This is a genomic window from Acinetobacter sp. 22323 (assembly GCF_052044895.1).
In the GTDB taxonomy this organism is placed as follows: Bacteria; Pseudomonadota; Gammaproteobacteria; order Pseudomonadales; family Moraxellaceae; genus Acinetobacter; species Acinetobacter schindleri.
This window is the reverse complement of record NZ_JBQEOL010000001.1, coordinates 111,894-127,383: the sequence shown is the minus strand read 5'-3', so window position 1 is coordinate 127,383 and position 15,490 is coordinate 111,894. Positions and strand designations below refer to the sequence as shown.

Annotated in this window: 16 protein-coding genes; 7 read left to right on the top strand and 9 right to left on the bottom strand. The window is 41.2% G+C overall.

Going from position 1 to position 15,490, the window contains the following annotated elements; genetic code table 11:
- Window positions 1-41: 41 nt before the first annotated feature.
- From ACTJIX_RS00575 to ACTJIX_RS00560, 4 genes are all read right to left on the bottom strand, one after another.
- Window positions 42-542, bottom strand: a complete 501-nt coding sequence (locus tag ACTJIX_RS00575) for an SGNH hydrolase domain-containing protein (protein ID WP_262478640.1) — start codon at window positions 540-542, stop codon at window positions 42-44.
- A complete protein-coding gene (locus tag ACTJIX_RS00570; protein ID WP_262478641.1) occupies window positions 539-1,846 on the bottom strand; it encodes an acyltransferase family protein in 1,308 nt (435 codons plus the stop codon). Before ACTJIX_RS00570 ends, ACTJIX_RS00575 begins: the two co-directional genes overlap by 4 nt.
- A gap of 86 nt (window positions 1,847-1,932) precedes the next feature.
- Window positions 1,933-2,484, bottom strand: coding sequence for a M23 family metallopeptidase (locus ACTJIX_RS00565; RefSeq protein WP_262478642.1), 552 nt, complete (start codon window positions 2,482-2,484; stop codon window positions 1,933-1,935).
- A gap of 175 nt (window positions 2,485-2,659) precedes the next feature.
- Window positions 2,660-2,794: a hypothetical protein gene (locus tag ACTJIX_RS00560; RefSeq protein ID WP_004892608.1), complete on the bottom strand. Its 135-nt coding sequence runs from the start codon at window positions 2,792-2,794 to the stop codon at window positions 2,660-2,662.
- 434 nt (window positions 2,795-3,228) lie between these two features.
- On the opposite strand from ACTJIX_RS00560, the gene ACTJIX_RS00555 reads away from it, so the two are divergent.
- The 4 genes from ACTJIX_RS00555 to ACTJIX_RS00540 all read left to right on the top strand — a co-directional run bounded on the left by ACTJIX_RS00555 (window position 3,229) and on the right by ACTJIX_RS00540 (window position 6,017).
- The gene (locus tag ACTJIX_RS00555; RefSeq protein ID WP_227591100.1) at window positions 3,229-3,774 is read left to right on the top strand and encodes a 3'-5' exonuclease; all 546 of its coding nucleotides are present in this window, start codon (window positions 3,229-3,231) and stop codon (window positions 3,772-3,774) included.
- A gap of 233 nt (window positions 3,775-4,007) precedes the next feature.
- Window positions 4,008-4,799 carry a pseudouridine synthase gene (locus tag ACTJIX_RS00550; RefSeq protein WP_004815429.1) on the top strand — a complete coding sequence of 264 codons (792 nt, stop codon included), beginning with the start codon at window positions 4,008-4,010 and terminating at the stop codon, window positions 4,797-4,799.
- 119 nt (window positions 4,800-4,918) lie between these two features.
- The gene (gene uraH / locus ACTJIX_RS00545; RefSeq protein WP_262478643.1) at window positions 4,919-5,314 is read left to right on the top strand and encodes a hydroxyisourate hydrolase; all 396 of its coding nucleotides are present in this window, start codon (window positions 4,919-4,921) and stop codon (window positions 5,312-5,314) included.
- 82 nt (window positions 5,315-5,396) lie between these two features.
- The gene (locus ACTJIX_RS00540) at window positions 5,397-6,017 is read left to right on the top strand and encodes a hypothetical protein (RefSeq protein ID WP_108619360.1); all 621 of its coding nucleotides are present in this window, start codon (window positions 5,397-5,399) and stop codon (window positions 6,015-6,017) included.
- Between the two features lie 51 nt (window positions 6,018-6,068).
- Here ACTJIX_RS00540 and ACTJIX_RS00535 read toward each other — a convergent pair whose 3' ends face one another.
- A complete protein-coding gene (locus ACTJIX_RS00535) occupies window positions 6,069-7,772 on the bottom strand; it encodes a M61 family metallopeptidase (RefSeq protein WP_262478644.1) in 1,704 nt (567 codons plus the stop codon).
- Window positions 7,773-7,947: 175 nt separating this feature from the next.
- Here ACTJIX_RS00535 and ACTJIX_RS00530 point away from each other — a divergent pair, with 175 nt between their 5' ends.
- The 3 genes from ACTJIX_RS00530 to slyD all read left to right on the top strand — a co-directional run bounded on the left by ACTJIX_RS00530 (window position 7,948) and on the right by slyD (window position 11,392).
- Window positions 7,948-9,252 carry a D-alanyl-D-alanine carboxypeptidase PBP6B gene (locus ACTJIX_RS00530; RefSeq protein WP_004815422.1) on the top strand — a complete coding sequence of 435 codons (1,305 nt, stop codon included), beginning with the start codon at window positions 7,948-7,950 and terminating at the stop codon, window positions 9,250-9,252.
- Between the two features lie 232 nt (window positions 9,253-9,484).
- On the top strand, window positions 9,485-10,771 hold the full coding sequence (locus tag ACTJIX_RS00525; RefSeq protein ID WP_004815420.1) for an NAD(P)/FAD-dependent oxidoreductase: 1,287 nt from the start codon (window positions 9,485-9,487) through the stop codon (window positions 10,769-10,771).
- 138 nt (window positions 10,772-10,909) lie between these two features.
- Window positions 10,910-11,392, top strand: coding sequence for a peptidylprolyl isomerase (gene slyD / locus ACTJIX_RS00520; RefSeq protein ID WP_004815419.1), 483 nt, complete (start codon window positions 10,910-10,912; stop codon window positions 11,390-11,392).
- A 125-nt stretch (window positions 11,393-11,517) separates the two neighbouring features.
- Here the strand turns inward: slyD and ACTJIX_RS00515 are convergent, their stop codons facing one another.
- The 4 genes from ACTJIX_RS00515 to ACTJIX_RS00500 all read right to left on the bottom strand — a co-directional run bounded on the left by ACTJIX_RS00515 (window position 11,518) and on the right by ACTJIX_RS00500 (window position 15,432).
- Entirely contained in the window at window positions 11,518-12,288 is a 771-nt protein-coding gene (locus ACTJIX_RS00515) for a M48 family metallopeptidase (RefSeq protein WP_008306696.1), read from the bottom strand.
- 113 nt (window positions 12,289-12,401) lie between these two features.
- Window positions 12,402-12,710, bottom strand: coding sequence for a hypothetical protein (locus tag ACTJIX_RS00510; RefSeq protein WP_004815415.1), 309 nt, complete (start codon window positions 12,708-12,710; stop codon window positions 12,402-12,404).
- Between the two features lie 164 nt (window positions 12,711-12,874).
- Window positions 12,875-14,194 (bottom strand): adenylosuccinate synthase, encoded by a 1,320-nt coding sequence (locus tag ACTJIX_RS00505; protein ID WP_004892578.1) that lies wholly within the window; start codon window positions 14,192-14,194, stop codon window positions 12,875-12,877.
- A 71-nt stretch (window positions 14,195-14,265) separates the two neighbouring features.
- Window positions 14,266-15,432 carry an ATP phosphoribosyltransferase regulatory subunit gene (locus ACTJIX_RS00500; RefSeq protein WP_004892575.1) on the bottom strand — a complete coding sequence of 389 codons (1,167 nt, stop codon included), beginning with the start codon at window positions 15,430-15,432 and terminating at the stop codon, window positions 14,266-14,268.
- Window positions 15,433-15,490 lie beyond the last annotated feature (58 nt).

Genomic DNA, 15,490 nt, shown 5'->3' with positions numbered 1-15,490 from the left:
CGATAAAAAAAACCGCGTTCAATAACGCGGTTTTTTTATAATTAATTTGCTTTTAAGTCTTTTAGTGGATTACCAAATTGTTTCAGATATTCAATCCCTAATTGACGTGAACCCTGATCATTAATATGGTTATCATCTTTTAGGCGATATAAAGGCACATCATTCACGATGATCTTACATACCTGCTGATCACAGATCACTTTGGTCGGATCAATGATTTTCAAATCAGGGTATTTCAGTTTAGCTTCAGCCAATATTTGGTTAAATGGTTTTAAATGGGTTTCGTAACTCCTTCTGGAAACCGTACATTGTGCATGTCGATTTAGAATCTCGTTACGGATATTACAGTCTGAAGGGATCTCATCCCAATCTAATCGTGGTACATCGTTCAGTATTACCACTTGATCACTCGCTTTGTGGGCAATTTCTAGCGCTTTCATCAAGCCGACTTTAAAGATTTCATTATTGCGCTGATGAATCCCATCTTTAAGTTTTACCTCATCTCCAAAATATGGTGCATAAGAACCGACCAAAATAATCATTGGATAATGGGTTTTAGACAGATGTTCGGTAAGAGCATTAAATCAATATCATCCTTCGTGTGCCCTAATATACAATCTTTTGGATCAGGTAAGGTTTTCGGATTCGTATCCATACACTGGCTACGAATCACATGCGCATAAGCCTGCAATGCTTCCTGCTTGACATATACGGAGGGTGGAAACCGATCAGGAAAACCTTCATTAGTTTTAATGATCTGGGCAATTACAATAAAGATAATCGCAGGAATTAAAAATCCGAGAAGAATCACCTTGTAATTGGCAGCCATTACAAAGCGTTTTAGGGGTTTTTCTGCCAGCTGATAGGTAAGAAATGCCAAAAGCACTGACAGCAGGAGAATGATGATCTGATTTTCTGTATTGAGTGGCAGCATATAAATGCCAAATAACATGATAATCGGCCAGTGCCATAAATACAGCGGATATGAAATTTTTCCGATCCAGGTGCTCAGCTGATTACTGAGCAGCAGATTAGTTACGGATACAGATTGGCCCAGATAAATAATTACTGCTGTTGCCAGACACGGAATCAGCGCCATAAGACCGGGAAATGGCGTGTATTGATCAAAATATATTGCTGCTGCAAATAAAACAAGAACCCCAAGCCACACCAGAATTTGTAATAATTTTTTAGGGAGTTTTGGTCGTGGCAAACAGGTAATCAATGCGCCAATCAGTAACTCAAAAGCCCGGACCGGCATGCTGTAATAGGCCTTGGTTGGATTTTGCGTGAGTTGGTACTGGGCATAAACCAGTAGAACAATAATCAATGTACTGATCATCAACCAGAGATATTTGCGTGATGCTCTGGCAAAAAATAGCCATAATATTAAAGGCCAGAAAATATAGAACTGTTCTTCCACCCCCAATGACCATAAGTGCAATAGCGGTACATTTTCCACGCTCGGGCTAAAGTAATCCCCCACTTCATTGCGCATATAGAGATTCGCAATGAGCACAGTGGCATACATGACACTCTTAAAGTATTCAGTCAGTTCACCCGGCAGCATCACCTGCCAGGCAATCAGGCTAACCACAGCGAGTACGGTAAAATACGCTGGTGCCAAACGAACTACACGCTTTTTATAGAATCGCGCAATTGAAAATTGTTGGGCCTGAATATCGCGTGTGAGAATAATAGTGATCAGATAGCCTGAAATCACAAAGAAGATATCTACGCCAATATAGCCACCAGAAAATAGTGACCAGCCTAAATGATTGAAAATAACCAGAGATACCGCAATAGCACGTAGGCCATCGATATCTGGTCTGTAGGCAATACTCATAAAAACAGGAAAAGCGGGAGATAAGCTATTTTATGCCTTTCCAATTTCAGAATAAATTTTTTTATATTTATCTTACATTATGGCGTTTATTCTAATTCCTCAGCTTTCAAGTAAGGATAAGGATTCGTTGCGCCCTGCCCACTAAAATAAATTCCATAATGCAAATGTGGTGGTGTGGTTTTAGCATTACCGGTGTTGCCCACATAGGCAATGACTTCGCCAGCTTCCACCCAGTCACCTTCCTGAATATGCTCAGCATAATCCTCCAGATGTGCATAATAATGCTGGCTCAGCTCCGGTCCTGTTACCCAGATCACTTTACCACCGAGATTATTTGTTCCAATATTTCTAACAATACCTCTGGTTGCACTCAGCACAGGTGTACCTCGTTTAGCAAAGATATCAATTCCTTCATGCTTACGGCCTGCACTTCGTGAAGCACCCCAAGTATCATTGAGCTGTCTTTGGGTCACACCTTCGACTGGAATGGTTAAAGGTTGCGATAAAGTTTCTTTTCTTAATTGCCAATACAGATAAGGACTTTTCCAGCCCGCTGACTCACCAGAAGGTGGTGGCTGACAGCCACTCAGAAGTATTAATACAGTAATCAGTAACAAGGAAGCGCTTAAATTCGGCACTGTAATTTCTCATTCATTCTTCTTAAAATAATCTTATTCAATTCAATCTGATTACACGTGCTGTTCTTGTAATTTTTATTGATGATTCCTTTGAAAATTATTTTTTCTCTTCTAAACAATAAAACCCTCTTATAGAGGGTTTTATCATTGATTATCACCGATTCGAAATCATGGACTATTTACGTTTTTTCGCCCGTGATGGTTTAGATTTTTGAGGTTGTTGCTGTTGCTGCTGTTGATCCTCATCCTGCATGGAATCCTTTTTGTCCTTTTGCTGAACCTGCTTATGTTTTGCCTGAGATCTAGCCATTTTTGACTCCTACTCATCTCGATCAAAAAGATTGTTTTTCTACTCTAACCACTATAAATAAATAACCAATGCCAGAGTCGTATCTAATTGCTTCAATGTAATTACACTTTAACTAAGTTATTCTGTTTTAAGGGGACATGGTTTTTTGTTATTACAAGTCTTACAGATGTTTGCACGCTGAAACATGAGATTACTCAGCGTATAATTTATATATTGAGGTTTATAATTATAAAGCCAGAATTTTAGTGTCAGCTCCGACTGTAAAGATCACAGATTATGATGACTTTAACTCGGTCATTTTAACCCTGTATTGTTTATCTAAGATATTGGAAGAGTCCCTTCTCTGCCACAATAGTGATTTTAATATGGATGTTCAGAAAACCTGGCAAGCAAGATTAAAATTTTCACAGATAGATGAGAGTGATTAGACAAAAATGGCTAAAAAAGAAGTGTTTATTTCCGTCGATATTGAAGCTTCCGGCCCGATTCCTGGGGAATATGATTTGCTATCTATCGGCATGTGTCTCGTCGATCAACCTGAGATCCAGTTTTATTGTGAATTAAAGCCGGTCTCCCATAAAGCTGACCCGAAAGCCTTGGCCGTTACCGATTTCAATTTAGAAGATTTAACAAAAAATGGGATAGATCCCACCACTGCGATGCAGAATTGCACTGCGTGGATTGAGCAACATCTTTCCAAATCTGAAACACCAATTTTTGTCGGATTAAATGCCGGTTTTGACTGGTCTTTTATGAATTATTATTTCCATAAATTTATCGGACACAATCCTTTTGGTGTTTCCTCACTCGATATTAAATCTCTTTATATGGGTGCATTTGGCGGACGTTGGTCAGAAACACGGGCAAAGAATATTATTGAAATTTTAAAGCCACAAAGCAGAGGCAATCATAATGCATTACAGGATGCGATCTTTCAGGCTGAGCTGTTCCGTTTAATTTTAAAACAGATTCAGGTTTGATTTTTATTAACGCTTATAGCTGCACTTTACCCTTTTACAAGATACTATTTACAGATTCAACTGCGAGCGGTTTCAAAAATATTTCGAGATAAGCAACACTTTAAGGCCGTCTTCCCTCATAATACCCATATATAAATCCACCGCTTTTTAGATTTCAATGGGAGATCACGACTATCCCCACGCGAAGAAATCTGCTCATTTTCAAATTTTTGTAATTATAGAAGTCTTTTCCTATGAAAATCGTCATTCTAAATAAACCTTATGACGTCCTCTCCCAGTTTCGTAAAGACGAAGCACACATGACGATGTCTGATTTCGTAGATGATCCTACACTGCGTCTGGCAGGTCGTCTCGATATGGACTCGGAAGGTTTGGTATTCCTGACCGATCATGGTGGTTTAAACCAGTTCATTACCAATCCTGCCAATAAAAAATTCAAGACTTACCTGGTTCAGGTTGAAGGCGACGTGACTGAAGAAGCACTTGAGCAGTTACGTAAAGGTGTAGAGCTGAAAGATGGTATGACCTTACCTGCAAAAGCAATCAAGGTTCAGCAACCTGAATGGTTATGGGATCGCGATCCTCCAGTTCGTTACCGTGCTTCTGTGCCAACTTCATGGGTAGAAATCTCAATTTGTGAAGGCCGTAACCGTCAGGTACGTCGTATGACTGCTGCCGTAGGTTTCCCAACTTTACGTTTGATCCGTACCAAAATCGGTTCTATTGATCTGGTTCAATTGGGTCTGCAACCGGGTGAAACCAAAGAAATTGAACCTTTGCTTTACCCTGACTTTAAAGATGTACCCGCAGAAGAGCCATACCGTTCACGTTCTTATGTGAAAAAACCAGGTGGTACGGGCGGCAAACCACTCAATAAAAAAGTGAATAAAGACGGTACCAAGAAGAAAACCGGTACACCACGTGTTTGGCAACTGGAAGAAGGTGAAAAACCACGTCGTAAGACCAATGGTACGACACGTCCAAATACCAAAGCACCACGTGGTCGCGGACGCGGTCGTGGATAATATTTAAATGAATTAATGAAAGCTCACGAAGGTGGGCTTTTTTTTATTACATAACTTTAATATTTTTTATTTTTCAGTCTTTTAGAATAATTATAAGTATTTATTTTGCGATGGGTCTCATGAAAAAAATTATTTTTGCTTTAGCTGCGACTTCCCTTTCAACTTTTGGTTTTGCCAATCCGCTCAGTGTGCATGTGCTCAATCAGGAAACCGGCCTGCCTACCAGCAATGTCACGGTAACTTTAGAAGCCCAGCAAGGTGAGAAATGGGTCAAGCTGAATGAAGCCAAAACCGATAGTAATGGCCGGATTAAAGAACGATATCCCAAAGATACCAATCTGCAGAAAGGAATTTATAAAGTGACTTTTAAAACCGGTGACTGGTTTAAGACCAATAATCAACGCACCTTTTTTCCAGAAATTCCGGTTGTATTTGTGATTGATGGTACTTTGGAGCATTACCATATTCCACCGTTGTTAAGTTCTTATGGATATTCAACGTATCGGGGGAATTAATGAAAGCTATATTCAAAATCTCTTGATTTTATTATATTTTTAATGCATTTTTACCTTCTAGATTATATTACTAGATATTAAAATGTTATCAAAAGCATTCTACTCTTTTTTAAGATTTATACTTTCTACACATGTTTTTATATTTTTAACAGCAGCTTTCATTTTTATAAATATTTTATATTTATGGTTTGGAGGCTGGCTTTCGAGTATTAATAATAACTATGAAGATCTTAGCTTTATCACATCTCTTTTAAGTTCTGCTGCAACGGTATTTGCTGCTGTTACTGCAGCAATCTTAGTGCTTAATTGGAAACATCAGCATAACTTAACCTTGATTTCAAAATTAGTAACAGAAATATGGGATTTACATACTCAGCTAACATCGCAAATTTATAAACTCACATATACGTTTACGGTCAATACGAAAGAAAAAGATTACAATCTCATTTATGCTGAACTCATTCAACTAGCTGTACCTTTGAGGACAAAATCTCAACAATTACAAATCTTACTAGAATCCCGTATTGATAATGATTCTTGGGATGATCTTCAAAACTATATAAATTATCTAGAGTTTTTTTATCCTTGGTCTACAATTGATTTTTTAGAATATAGAGATAATCAATCAGAATTTATGAACGAATTTAAACATGCAAATGCATCCATTTTAAAAACTTGCAGTAAGTACATCTCTATTCAATAAAAAACCCATACCTAAGTATGGGTTTTACATGGTTTATTTAAGCTATGCAAATCAAGCTTTCAACCATTTCTCAGCTTTAGTTTGATCTTCAATTTTAAGTTCGACTTCAGTCAATTCAGAACCCGCTGCTTGAATATCAAAGGCCATTAACTCATCACGACGGAATGCATGAACAGTATAAATTCCTTCCTGCTTCGCATATTTCTCGGCAAGCTTTGTCGTCGCTTTCAAGCCATCAATTGCAATGATCACATCATTGGCTGACAGGCCTGCCTTAGCCGCAGCACTGTCACGACGAGCGGATTGAACGAATACACCTTCAGGCTTATCTACCAATTTCAAACCAAATGGCAGAGACTTGTCATTTTTCAGGGTATAGCTTACCCCAAACTCAGGGAATAACTGATCCAGTGGTAATTCTTCTGTGGTATTGATCAGATGGTTGATCTGTTCTAACCAGTTATCGCCAGTCAATTCTTCACATAACTCGAAGATAGTACGCTCGTTCACCTGAATGCCATTTTGCGCATTTTCATACAACTTGCGCATCAAGGCATCCAGGCTTGAACCACGTAGACGCAAGCCTAAATCTAAGCAAAGTGCCACTAAACAACCTTTGTTGTAATAGCTGGTGCCAGCATTATTCGAGTTTTCATCTTGACGATAGAATTTCACCCAGGCATCAAAGCTTGATTCAGACACACTTTGAATAAAGCGACCTGAGTTTTGCAAATAACGGTCAATCTGTGCTTTCAGTAAAGCAATATATGATTCCTGGTTAATCACACCACTACGTAGCAGAATCAGGTCATCATAATAAGAAGTAAATCCTTCAAAGATCCAAAGTAAAGAGGTGTAGCCTTCTTTGTTTAAATCGTAATTTACAAAGTTTTCAGGGCGAATAAATTTCACTAACCAAGAGTGGAAATATTCATGGCTACATAAACCTAAGAAACGCTGATAATCCTTCGATGGCTCTTCCGGCTCGTTGGCTTTCGGCAGCTCGTCACGTGGTGTAATCAGACTGGTTGAATTTGGATGTTCCAGACCACCATAACTGTTGCCTGTTGCCATGGTCATAAAAGTATAGTTACTAAATGGCACCGAACCAAACATAGAAATTTCGGTACTACAGATCTTTTCCAGATCCTGCTGCATACGTTCAGCATTCATCTCATGTTTGCCAGAAACCACGAACTCATGCGGAATACCATTGGCTTCAAAGCTAAAACGGGTCTGTTCTGCCAGTTCAAATGGTGAATCGATCAGCTCGGCATAATTTTCTGCTTTAAGCGTATAGCGGCCTTTGACCAGGCTCTTGGATGCCATACCGGTTGCTAACTGGAAATGTTTCAGTTCATCTGGCAGGAAGATTTCAACTTCAATCGCTTTATTTTCTTGTCCTTCCAGCCCCAGACAAGTACAGGCCGGGTTCACATATAGACGTGTTCCATCGACATATGCACCGCGTACGGACAGATCATAGGCATAGACATCATATTCAACCGTAATCAGCTCATGGTCGGTATTAAACAAGCGCCATTTATTCTTTTCAAATTTCTGGATTTTCAGCTGGCGTCCTGCTTCATCAAAGGCTTTCACCCCTTCAATGTGCTTGGAAAATTCACGAATCAGGTAACTGCCCGGAATCCACGTTGGCAAAGACAACACCTGTGTAGGGTCTGCTAAAAAGCGAACAGTCACGTGAACAAGATGCTGACGATAATCGTCAAATTCGATTTGATAATGCAACATAATGGGCGATTCAAAAGAAATTAGAATGTGTTAAGTCTAAGCTTAACATTTTTTTCCAATACATTGCGGAAGTGTCTTAAATGTCTACAATGAGTACTAGCCATGACAAAAAAAAAGGCTTAGCATGCCTAAAATTTTTTTGCTCGCCAACGGACTGGTCGAATAAGGAACCCCCTTGAAATTTATCGCCTCACTGATTGCGACATTGTGCTTTTTTATGTCCGCAATCTCGCATGCTGCCCTACTGAATATTAATCCTGAAAGTGTTGAGGCAGAAGCCTGGACCATTCTGGACAGCCAGACCGGTCAGACTATTGCTTCACATAATGAAGACCTGCAACGTGCTCCGGCTTCCCTGACCAAAATGATGGTAGCTTATATCACGCTCAAGGAAATTCAGGCCGGAAAATTAGATAAAAATGAAGTAATAACTGCAACGTCTGTAGTGAATATGGTGATGTGGGATGAATCCCAGATGTACCTAAAAGAAGGTGATCAGATTTCAGTAGATCAGTTATTAGCAGGCTTAATTGTAATGTCTGCCAATGATGCCGCAGTGACGTTGGCGGAAAAAATTTCTGGAAGCGTACCCAAATTTGTGGAGCGTATGAATCAGGAAGCCAAAGCACTGGGCATGCAGCATACCAACTTCCAGAATCCGGCTGGTATCACCATGCCTGAGCACTATTCCACGGCAGCCGACCTGGCCAAACTGTCTCAGGCTTTGGTCAATGAAACGCCAAACTATCTGTTCTATTCCAAGCAACAGAGCTTCAGTTATAACCAGCGTTTCCACCGTGCCACCAATCTATTGCTAAAAATAGACCCAACAGTAGACGGCTTGAAAACTGGTTTTACCCGTGCCGCGGGTTATAACCTAGCTGCCACCGCGATCCGTCCAAGCATGGACATGAGTCTATCTAACCGTCGTTTAATCGTCGTGGTGATGGGGAGCAAAAGTGCGGTAAAACGTGCGGAAGTCGCTCATAAGCTAATGAATCTGGCCTATACCTATACCCGCAATGAGGTAGCACTTAAGGACAAGCAAGTGCTGGCTGAACTGCCTGTGGTTCAATCTACCCTGAAAATGTTTAAGGTAGCGACCAAAAAACCTGAATTAATTACTACTTCACTCTATGATCAGAGCTATAGCATTGACCTGAACCAGTTTGATCAAAGTACTCAACGCGTGATGTTAGATACAGGGAATGGTACTCTACAAAGCATTGAGCCATTACGCGAAACTCAGACCCACTTAAACATTGAAGTGAATGAGACCCAACTGACCGCGCCACTGGCAAAAGTCATGCAATTGGCAACGGTAAACGTCTATCAGAATAATCAGTTGATTCGTACCATCCTGATTGAAGATCAGGTCGATATTGAAGAAGCGAATTTCTTTGAAAAGTTCCTGCAATGGTTATTTGGCCTATTCTCAAATACGAACGCAGACGTTATATTGTATCCGATTGGCAAATAAAATCTGAGACAGACAAAGGATGGTAATTATATTAATTAGCCGTCCTTTTTTATTGCCTACATTTATTTTTAATTTTACCAATAACAACCTCCATAAAAGACATTATTAATTTATATCCTTGAATTGCTACAATTTGTAAGCTGTATAACAATTCTTATCAAGACCTTATTTTAAGCCTGTCATAGTATGTTTTCTTTCTATTTCATTAAAAAAATAAATAGGTTAATAAGGTATGACAGCCCATAAAATTGTGATTGTAGGTGGTGGTGCAGGTGGTCTGGAACTGGCTACCCAGTTAGGACAAAGCTTAGGCAGAAATGGTAAGGCCCAGATTACCCTGATCGACCAGAAGCTGACCCATATCTGGAAACCTCTTCTTCACGAAATTGCAGCGGGAACACTCAATCCGCATGAAGAAGAAACCAATTATTTTGCCCATGCCGCAGCAAATCATTATGAATTTGTTCTGGGCACGTTTAAAAATATTGACCGTGAAACCAAACAGATTTTGGTTGAAACCGAATACTTTTCTAAAAAAGTCCAACCTACCAAGAATAGAAATATTGACTATGACACCTTGGTGCTTGCTTTAGGCTCCACTTCAAATGACTTTAATACCAAAGGTGTCAAACAGTTCTGTCATTTCCTCGACAGTCGCGAACAGGCGGATATTTTCCAGCAAGACCTGCTGCATCTTTACTTAAATGCCCAGAATGAAGCAGATAGCCGTGAACTGAAAATTGCCATTATTGGTGCAGGTGCTACAGGCGTTGAACTGGCAGCAGAACTGGTTTCTGCCAAGAATAATTTTCATAAATATGGTCTAAACAAGATCGATCCGAATAAGGTCAAAATTACCCTGATTGAAGCTGCAGATCGTATTCTTCCTGCCCTGTCTCCCAAAGTTGCTGAGCACACGATGAAGCAGCTGAAACAGCTAGGTATTGAAGTACTAACTCAACATCGTGTGGCTAAAGTCGATGAAGAGCATATTTATTTTGCAGATGGTTCAAGTTTGGAAGCAGAAGTAAAAGTCTGGGCAGCCGGAATCAAGGCGCCTGAGGTACTCACGCAACTTGAGGGACTGGAAAGAGACAATATTCATCGCCTTAAAGTTTATGCGACATTGCAGACGACCGCAGATCCGAATATTTTTGCCTTTGGAGATTGTGCACATTGCAAGCCTAGAGCTGATGAACCCGTCTTGGGACCACGTGCACAGGTTGCCAGCCAGCAGGCCAGTTTCCTTGTCAATTCTTTACGATTACGTGCGAATGGTCAGACACAGTTACCGATGTTTGTCTTCTCGGATAAAGGTTCTCTGGTGTCCTTAAGTGAAAATAAAGCCGTAGGTGAATTACTCGGTCAGGTCAATGTACAGGGCTTTGTCGCCAAGTCGATGTATGTTTCATTATACCGGCTGCATCAGGCCACGATCTTGGGCTATACTCAGGCTGGGGTAATGACGGTAAAAGACTTCGTTACAAGAAAAATCTCGCCGAAGATAAAATTGCATTGAAATTTACAGATGCGCCCCCATCAATGAAAAAATCAGCATTTATATAGGGAAATTGCATTTTTTTTGCTAATTTTAGTCTACAAAAACTCAATTTCACTTTATGATGTATCTCTTAAAAAATTTGATTGGATCAATATCATGACTGCAGTTGCAAATGACCTCGTGGTTTCTTTCCACTACACATTGACTAACGCAGAGGGTGAAACTCTCGATAAATCTCAAGGTGAACCACTTGCATATTTGCATGGTGCAGGCAACATCATTCCTGGCCTTGAAAATGCACTACTTGGTAAAACTGTAGGCGACAAATTCACTGTAACTGTTCCAGCAGCTGAAGGCTATGGCGAATACAACCCAGAGCTAGTACAAGAAGTTCCTGCGAAAATGTTCCAGGGTGTGGACAACATCCAACCTGGTATGCAATTCCAGGCGCAAACTGATGACGGCGTTCAAATCGTAACTGTTAAAGCAGTTGAAGGCGAAAACATTGTTGTTGATGCGAACTTCCCACTTGCTGGCCAAGACCTGACTTTCGACGTTGAAATCGTGGAAATCCGTGAAGCTTCTCAAGAAGAACTTGACCATGGTCACGTACACGGTGCAGGCGGTCACCACCACTAAGATCGATTGATCTGAAGTGCAAAAGGCAAAGTGAAAACTTTGCCTTTTTTTGTTGCCTATATATTTTATTCAGGCATAAAAAAAGCAGAGCCTCTACCCTGCTTTTTTTATGATTCAAGCAATAATTATTTACGTTGGTTATAAATCTGCATTGCGGCTGGCAGATTTTGACGCATTGCGGCAATACGCTGGCTGCTTGATGGGTGAGTCGATAAGAACGCGACACCACTACTGGTTTGCTTACTCATTTTTTCCCACAGGGTAATTGCAGCATTCGGGTTATAACCTGCACGAGCCATCAACATTAAGCCACCTTGGTCAGCACGGCTTTCCAGATTACGTGAGTATGGCAGACCAATACCAATCTGGCTGCCTAGTTGTGCAGCTGCTGCACCACCCTGACCCACACCTGCCGCACTCAGGCCAATGCCCAAAGCCAAGTCAGTCAGTGCCTGAGCACCAATCTTCTGTTTAGAATGCTCTTCTAGCGCATGCACCATTTCATGACCCATAATTGCTGCAATTTCAGCATCAGTTAAGTTCAATTTATTGACGATACCTGTATAGAACACTACCTTACCGCCTGGTGCAACATAAGCATTGACCTGATCGCTCTTCAGTACAGCCAGCTGCCAGTCAAATCGGGTGCCTGTCTGGTTTAGTTGGTCTGCATAAGGACGCAATTTGTTAAATACGGTGTTGATACGCTTATAGGTAGCAGAAGACGTATCCAGTGTATTGGCAGCACGTGCTTCCTGAACGGTCTTGTTAAAGCCTTGTGTCGCTACAGCGTTTAAGGTTGATGTATCCGCGCCCGCTATATCAGCGACAGTGGTACAACCTGATAAAGTGACGACTGTGGCCGCACACATGCTGAACAAAAAATTATTTTTCATTATAGATTCTCCACCCCAGTTTCAAGGCACAATACTTGTTAAAAATTATAATTGAAACATCGCTATAGCTGAAACGTGTAATTACTTCATCTTTTTAGCATTTATGTAATATTTCAGGTGATGAATTGTATGCCAAGCCAATAAATTAGACAAAGTACATTTAAAACCAGATAAAACTGGCTCAAAGGTTGGATCTTCAACTCCAGACTTTCACTTTTGCGCTTGGCAAACAGGATAGCGTTCTGGATCAGGATCATTGGCACCAATATGCAGGCAATAATGACACTTAAGCCCACCAGCGCATTATAGATAATTTCAGGATTACTGGTTTGAGCACGAATAATCAGCATGGCAATGGTGGGCGCCCCGCCCATGGCAAACAGCAACGAATAGAACATGGTTGCCGAGATATTTTTTTGCATCCTGCAAGCTCTTATAATTTCTTTAATATTTATTCTAACAAGCACAGCAGCATTACACATCACTCTGTGATGCAACTTTAGTCGTGCGCCCGTATTCCTTACTCGATACGTTATAAAAAAACCCTGTGAAATTCACAGGGTTTTTCTCATTTCAGCTTAAAGGATTAAGCATCAAACGGATGACGAAGAACAATTGTTTCTTCACGGTCTGGACCAGTTGAAATGATGTCGATTGGACATTCAATCAATTGCTCAAGACGTTTCACATAATTAATTGCAGCTTGTGGCAATTGATCTAATGATTTGGCACCGAAAGTAGACTCAGACCAGCCTGGCATCGTTTCGTAGATCGGTTTTAAAGTTTCGAATGCAAGTGCATCAGAAGAACCTACACAGCCAGAATCAGCAGCTTCGTAACCTACACAGATTTTTACTTCTTCTAAACCGTCAAGAACGTCAAGTTTAGTCAGGCAAATACCAGAAAGTGAGTTTACTTCTACTGAACGGCGCAGGATTTCAGCATCGAACCAGCCACAACGACGTTGACGACCAGTAGACGCACCAAATTCTGAACCTACAGTACCTAAGTGTTTGCCGATTGCATCGCCAACATCATTTGCAGCATCGTACACAAGTTCAGTTGGGAATGGACCAGCACCTACACGTGTTGTGTATGCTTTGGTAATACCCAATACATAATCGAGGTGTAATGGACCAAGACCTGAACCTGAGCTTACGCCGCCCGCAGTCGTATTTGAAGAAGTCACGTACGGATATGTACCGTGGTCAACGTCAAGAAGTGAACCTTGCGCACCTTCAAACATGATGTTGTCACCGTTTTTACGGTATTTATGCAACTCACCTGTTACGTCGATAACAAGCGGCGCAACCACTTCACGCCATTGGTCGCAAAGTGCAAGTACTTCTTCAAGCTTAACTGCTTCTACGCCGTAGAATTGAGTTAACTGGAAGTTATGGTATTCAAGAAGCTCAGTTAACTGCGCTTTAAGATGTTCACCACCACGTACCAGATCAGCAACACGAATTGCACGACGAGCCACTTTATCTTCGTAAGCTGGGCCAATACCACGACCAGTCGTACCAATTTTTGCATTACCACGTTTGATTTCACGTGCTTGATCAAGCGCAATATGGTTTGGAAGAATCAAAGGACAGTTTGGCGAAATACGTAAACGTTCTTTAACTGGCACGCCTTCTTTTTCAAGAATATCCATCTCTTTGATGAGCGCTTCAGGTGAAAGAACCACACCGTTACCAATTAAGCACAGTACGTTTTCACGTAAAATACCTGATGGAATGAGGTGAAGAACTGTCTTTTTACCACCAACTACAAGAGTATGGCCTGCGTTGTGACCGCCTTGATAACGTACAACTGCTGCCGCTTGATCTGTGAGCAGGTCGACGATTTTACCTTTACCTTCGTCGCCCCATTGGGTACCAAGTACCACAACATTCTTGCCCATAATAGCCTCATTACATCATGCTGTTAAAGTTGAAAAGCCTGGCCCAGCGACATGAATACTGAGCCTGACCATTAAATTGTTTTGACTGTCCACTCACCGTCAACATTCACCAGCTGGTGAGTTGCATACGGCACCGAGTTTAAACCATCATTACCTAATAACTGAATTACACTTAAGCCTTGTGCACGTGTTGCCTGAATCGCATCAAGCAAAGCAGCATCATTGCCTTTAGGTGCAACAATAATCTGTGCAGTTTCAAATTTGCCTGCACTTAAGCTATACAAGTCACAAGAGAAACCGGTTGCAGGACGGGCACGACCAAAGTGTTGACCAATACCGTCATAACGGCCACCTTGTGCCAGTGGTGCAGCACGGTTTGGTGCATACACGGCATACATCAGGCCAGTGTGGTAATGGTAAGAACGCAATTCAACCACATCGACACCAATTTCCAGATTCGGCCAGCGTGCCTGGATTTCCTGTTGAGTGTTGATCAATGCATCCAGTGCCTGTTTAAAGTCTGGATTTGCCAGTACTTCAGTACTCAATTGTGTTTGTAATGCATTCAAATCACTTGCATAGCGACCCAATACGTAGAAATCATGGCCTTGGTTCAGGGTTGCAGTAAACTCTTGCAGTTCTGGCAATGCTTTACGCTGATATAGGTCAGACAATTGACGTTCAGCTGCCTTACTTAAGCCCGCTTGAGCTACAAGACTACGGAACAGACCGACATGACCCAAGTCAAGGTGAATACCATCTGCCAGACCAGATTCCTGAATCAGACTCACCATCAGGTCAATCATTTCTACATCGGCATCAATACTGTCTGAACCGAATAATTCTGCACCCAACTGCAGCGGTGCACGCGTGGTGTTAAAACCCTGGGGTTTGGTATGTAAAACCGTACCTGCGTAGCAGTAACGAGCTACACCTTCCACTGGATGTACATGCGCATCGATACGAGCCACTTGTGGTGTCATATCGGCACGCACACCAAGCAAACGACCAGAAAGCTGGTCGATCACTTTAAAAGTGGCTAAGTCTAAATCCTGATTCGATTCTGAGAGAGAAGATAAAGATTCAATGTATTCAATGAATGGCGTGTACACCAACTGATAACCTCGAGATGCGAGGAAATCCAGTGATTTACGACGCAAATGCTCAATGACTTGCGCTTGTTCTGGTAATACATCAGCTACACCATCAGGTAATAACCATGTCTCTGAAATGGGCATGTTGTAAACCTAAATTCTTGTCAGCGCGGAACAAATCCGCATAAAAAAATCGGGAGCA

Coding starts and splice junctions, on each gene's coding strand:
- ACTJIX_RS00515 (WP_008306696.1), bottom strand. CDS start 12,288: ATGAAAAATAATTTTTTGTTCAGCATGTGTGCGGCCACAGTCGTCACT.
- ACTJIX_RS00540 (WP_108619360.1), top strand. CDS start 5,397: ATGTTATCAAAAGCATTCTACTCTTTTTTAAGATTTATACTTTCTACA.
- ACTJIX_RS00535 (WP_262478644.1), bottom strand. CDS start 7,772: ATGTTGCATTATCAAATCGAATTTGACGATTATCGTCAGCATCTTGTT.
- ACTJIX_RS00510 (WP_004815415.1), bottom strand. CDS start 12,710: ATGCAAAAAAATATCTCGGCAACCATGTTCTATTCGTTGCTGTTTGCC.
- uraH (WP_262478643.1), top strand. CDS start 4,919: ATGAAAAAAATTATTTTTGCTTTAGCTGCGACTTCCCTTTCAACTTTT.
- ACTJIX_RS00500 (WP_004892575.1), bottom strand. CDS start 15,432: ATGCCCATTTCAGAGACATGGTTATTACCTGATGGTGTAGCTGATGTA.
- slyD (WP_004815419.1), top strand. CDS start 10,910: ATGACTGCAGTTGCAAATGACCTCGTGGTTTCTTTCCACTACACATTG.
- ACTJIX_RS00570 (WP_262478641.1), bottom strand. CDS start 1,846: ATGAGTATTGCCTACAGACCAGATATCGATGGCCTACGTGCTATTGCG.
- ACTJIX_RS00505 (WP_004892578.1), bottom strand. CDS start 14,194: ATGGGCAAGAATGTTGTGGTACTTGGTACCCAATGGGGCGACGAAGGT.
- ACTJIX_RS00575 (WP_262478640.1), bottom strand. CDS start 542: ATGATTATTTTGGTCGGTTCTTATGCACCATATTTTGGAGATGAGGTA.
- ACTJIX_RS00555 (WP_227591100.1), top strand. CDS start 3,229: ATGGCTAAAAAAGAAGTGTTTATTTCCGTCGATATTGAAGCTTCCGGC.
- ACTJIX_RS00525 (WP_004815420.1), top strand. CDS start 9,485: ATGACAGCCCATAAAATTGTGATTGTAGGTGGTGGTGCAGGTGGTCTG.
- ACTJIX_RS00560 (WP_004892608.1), bottom strand. CDS start 2,794: ATGGCTAGATCTCAGGCAAAACATAAGCAGGTTCAGCAAAAGGACAAA.
- ACTJIX_RS00550 (WP_004815429.1), top strand. CDS start 4,008: ATGAAAATCGTCATTCTAAATAAACCTTATGACGTCCTCTCCCAGTTT.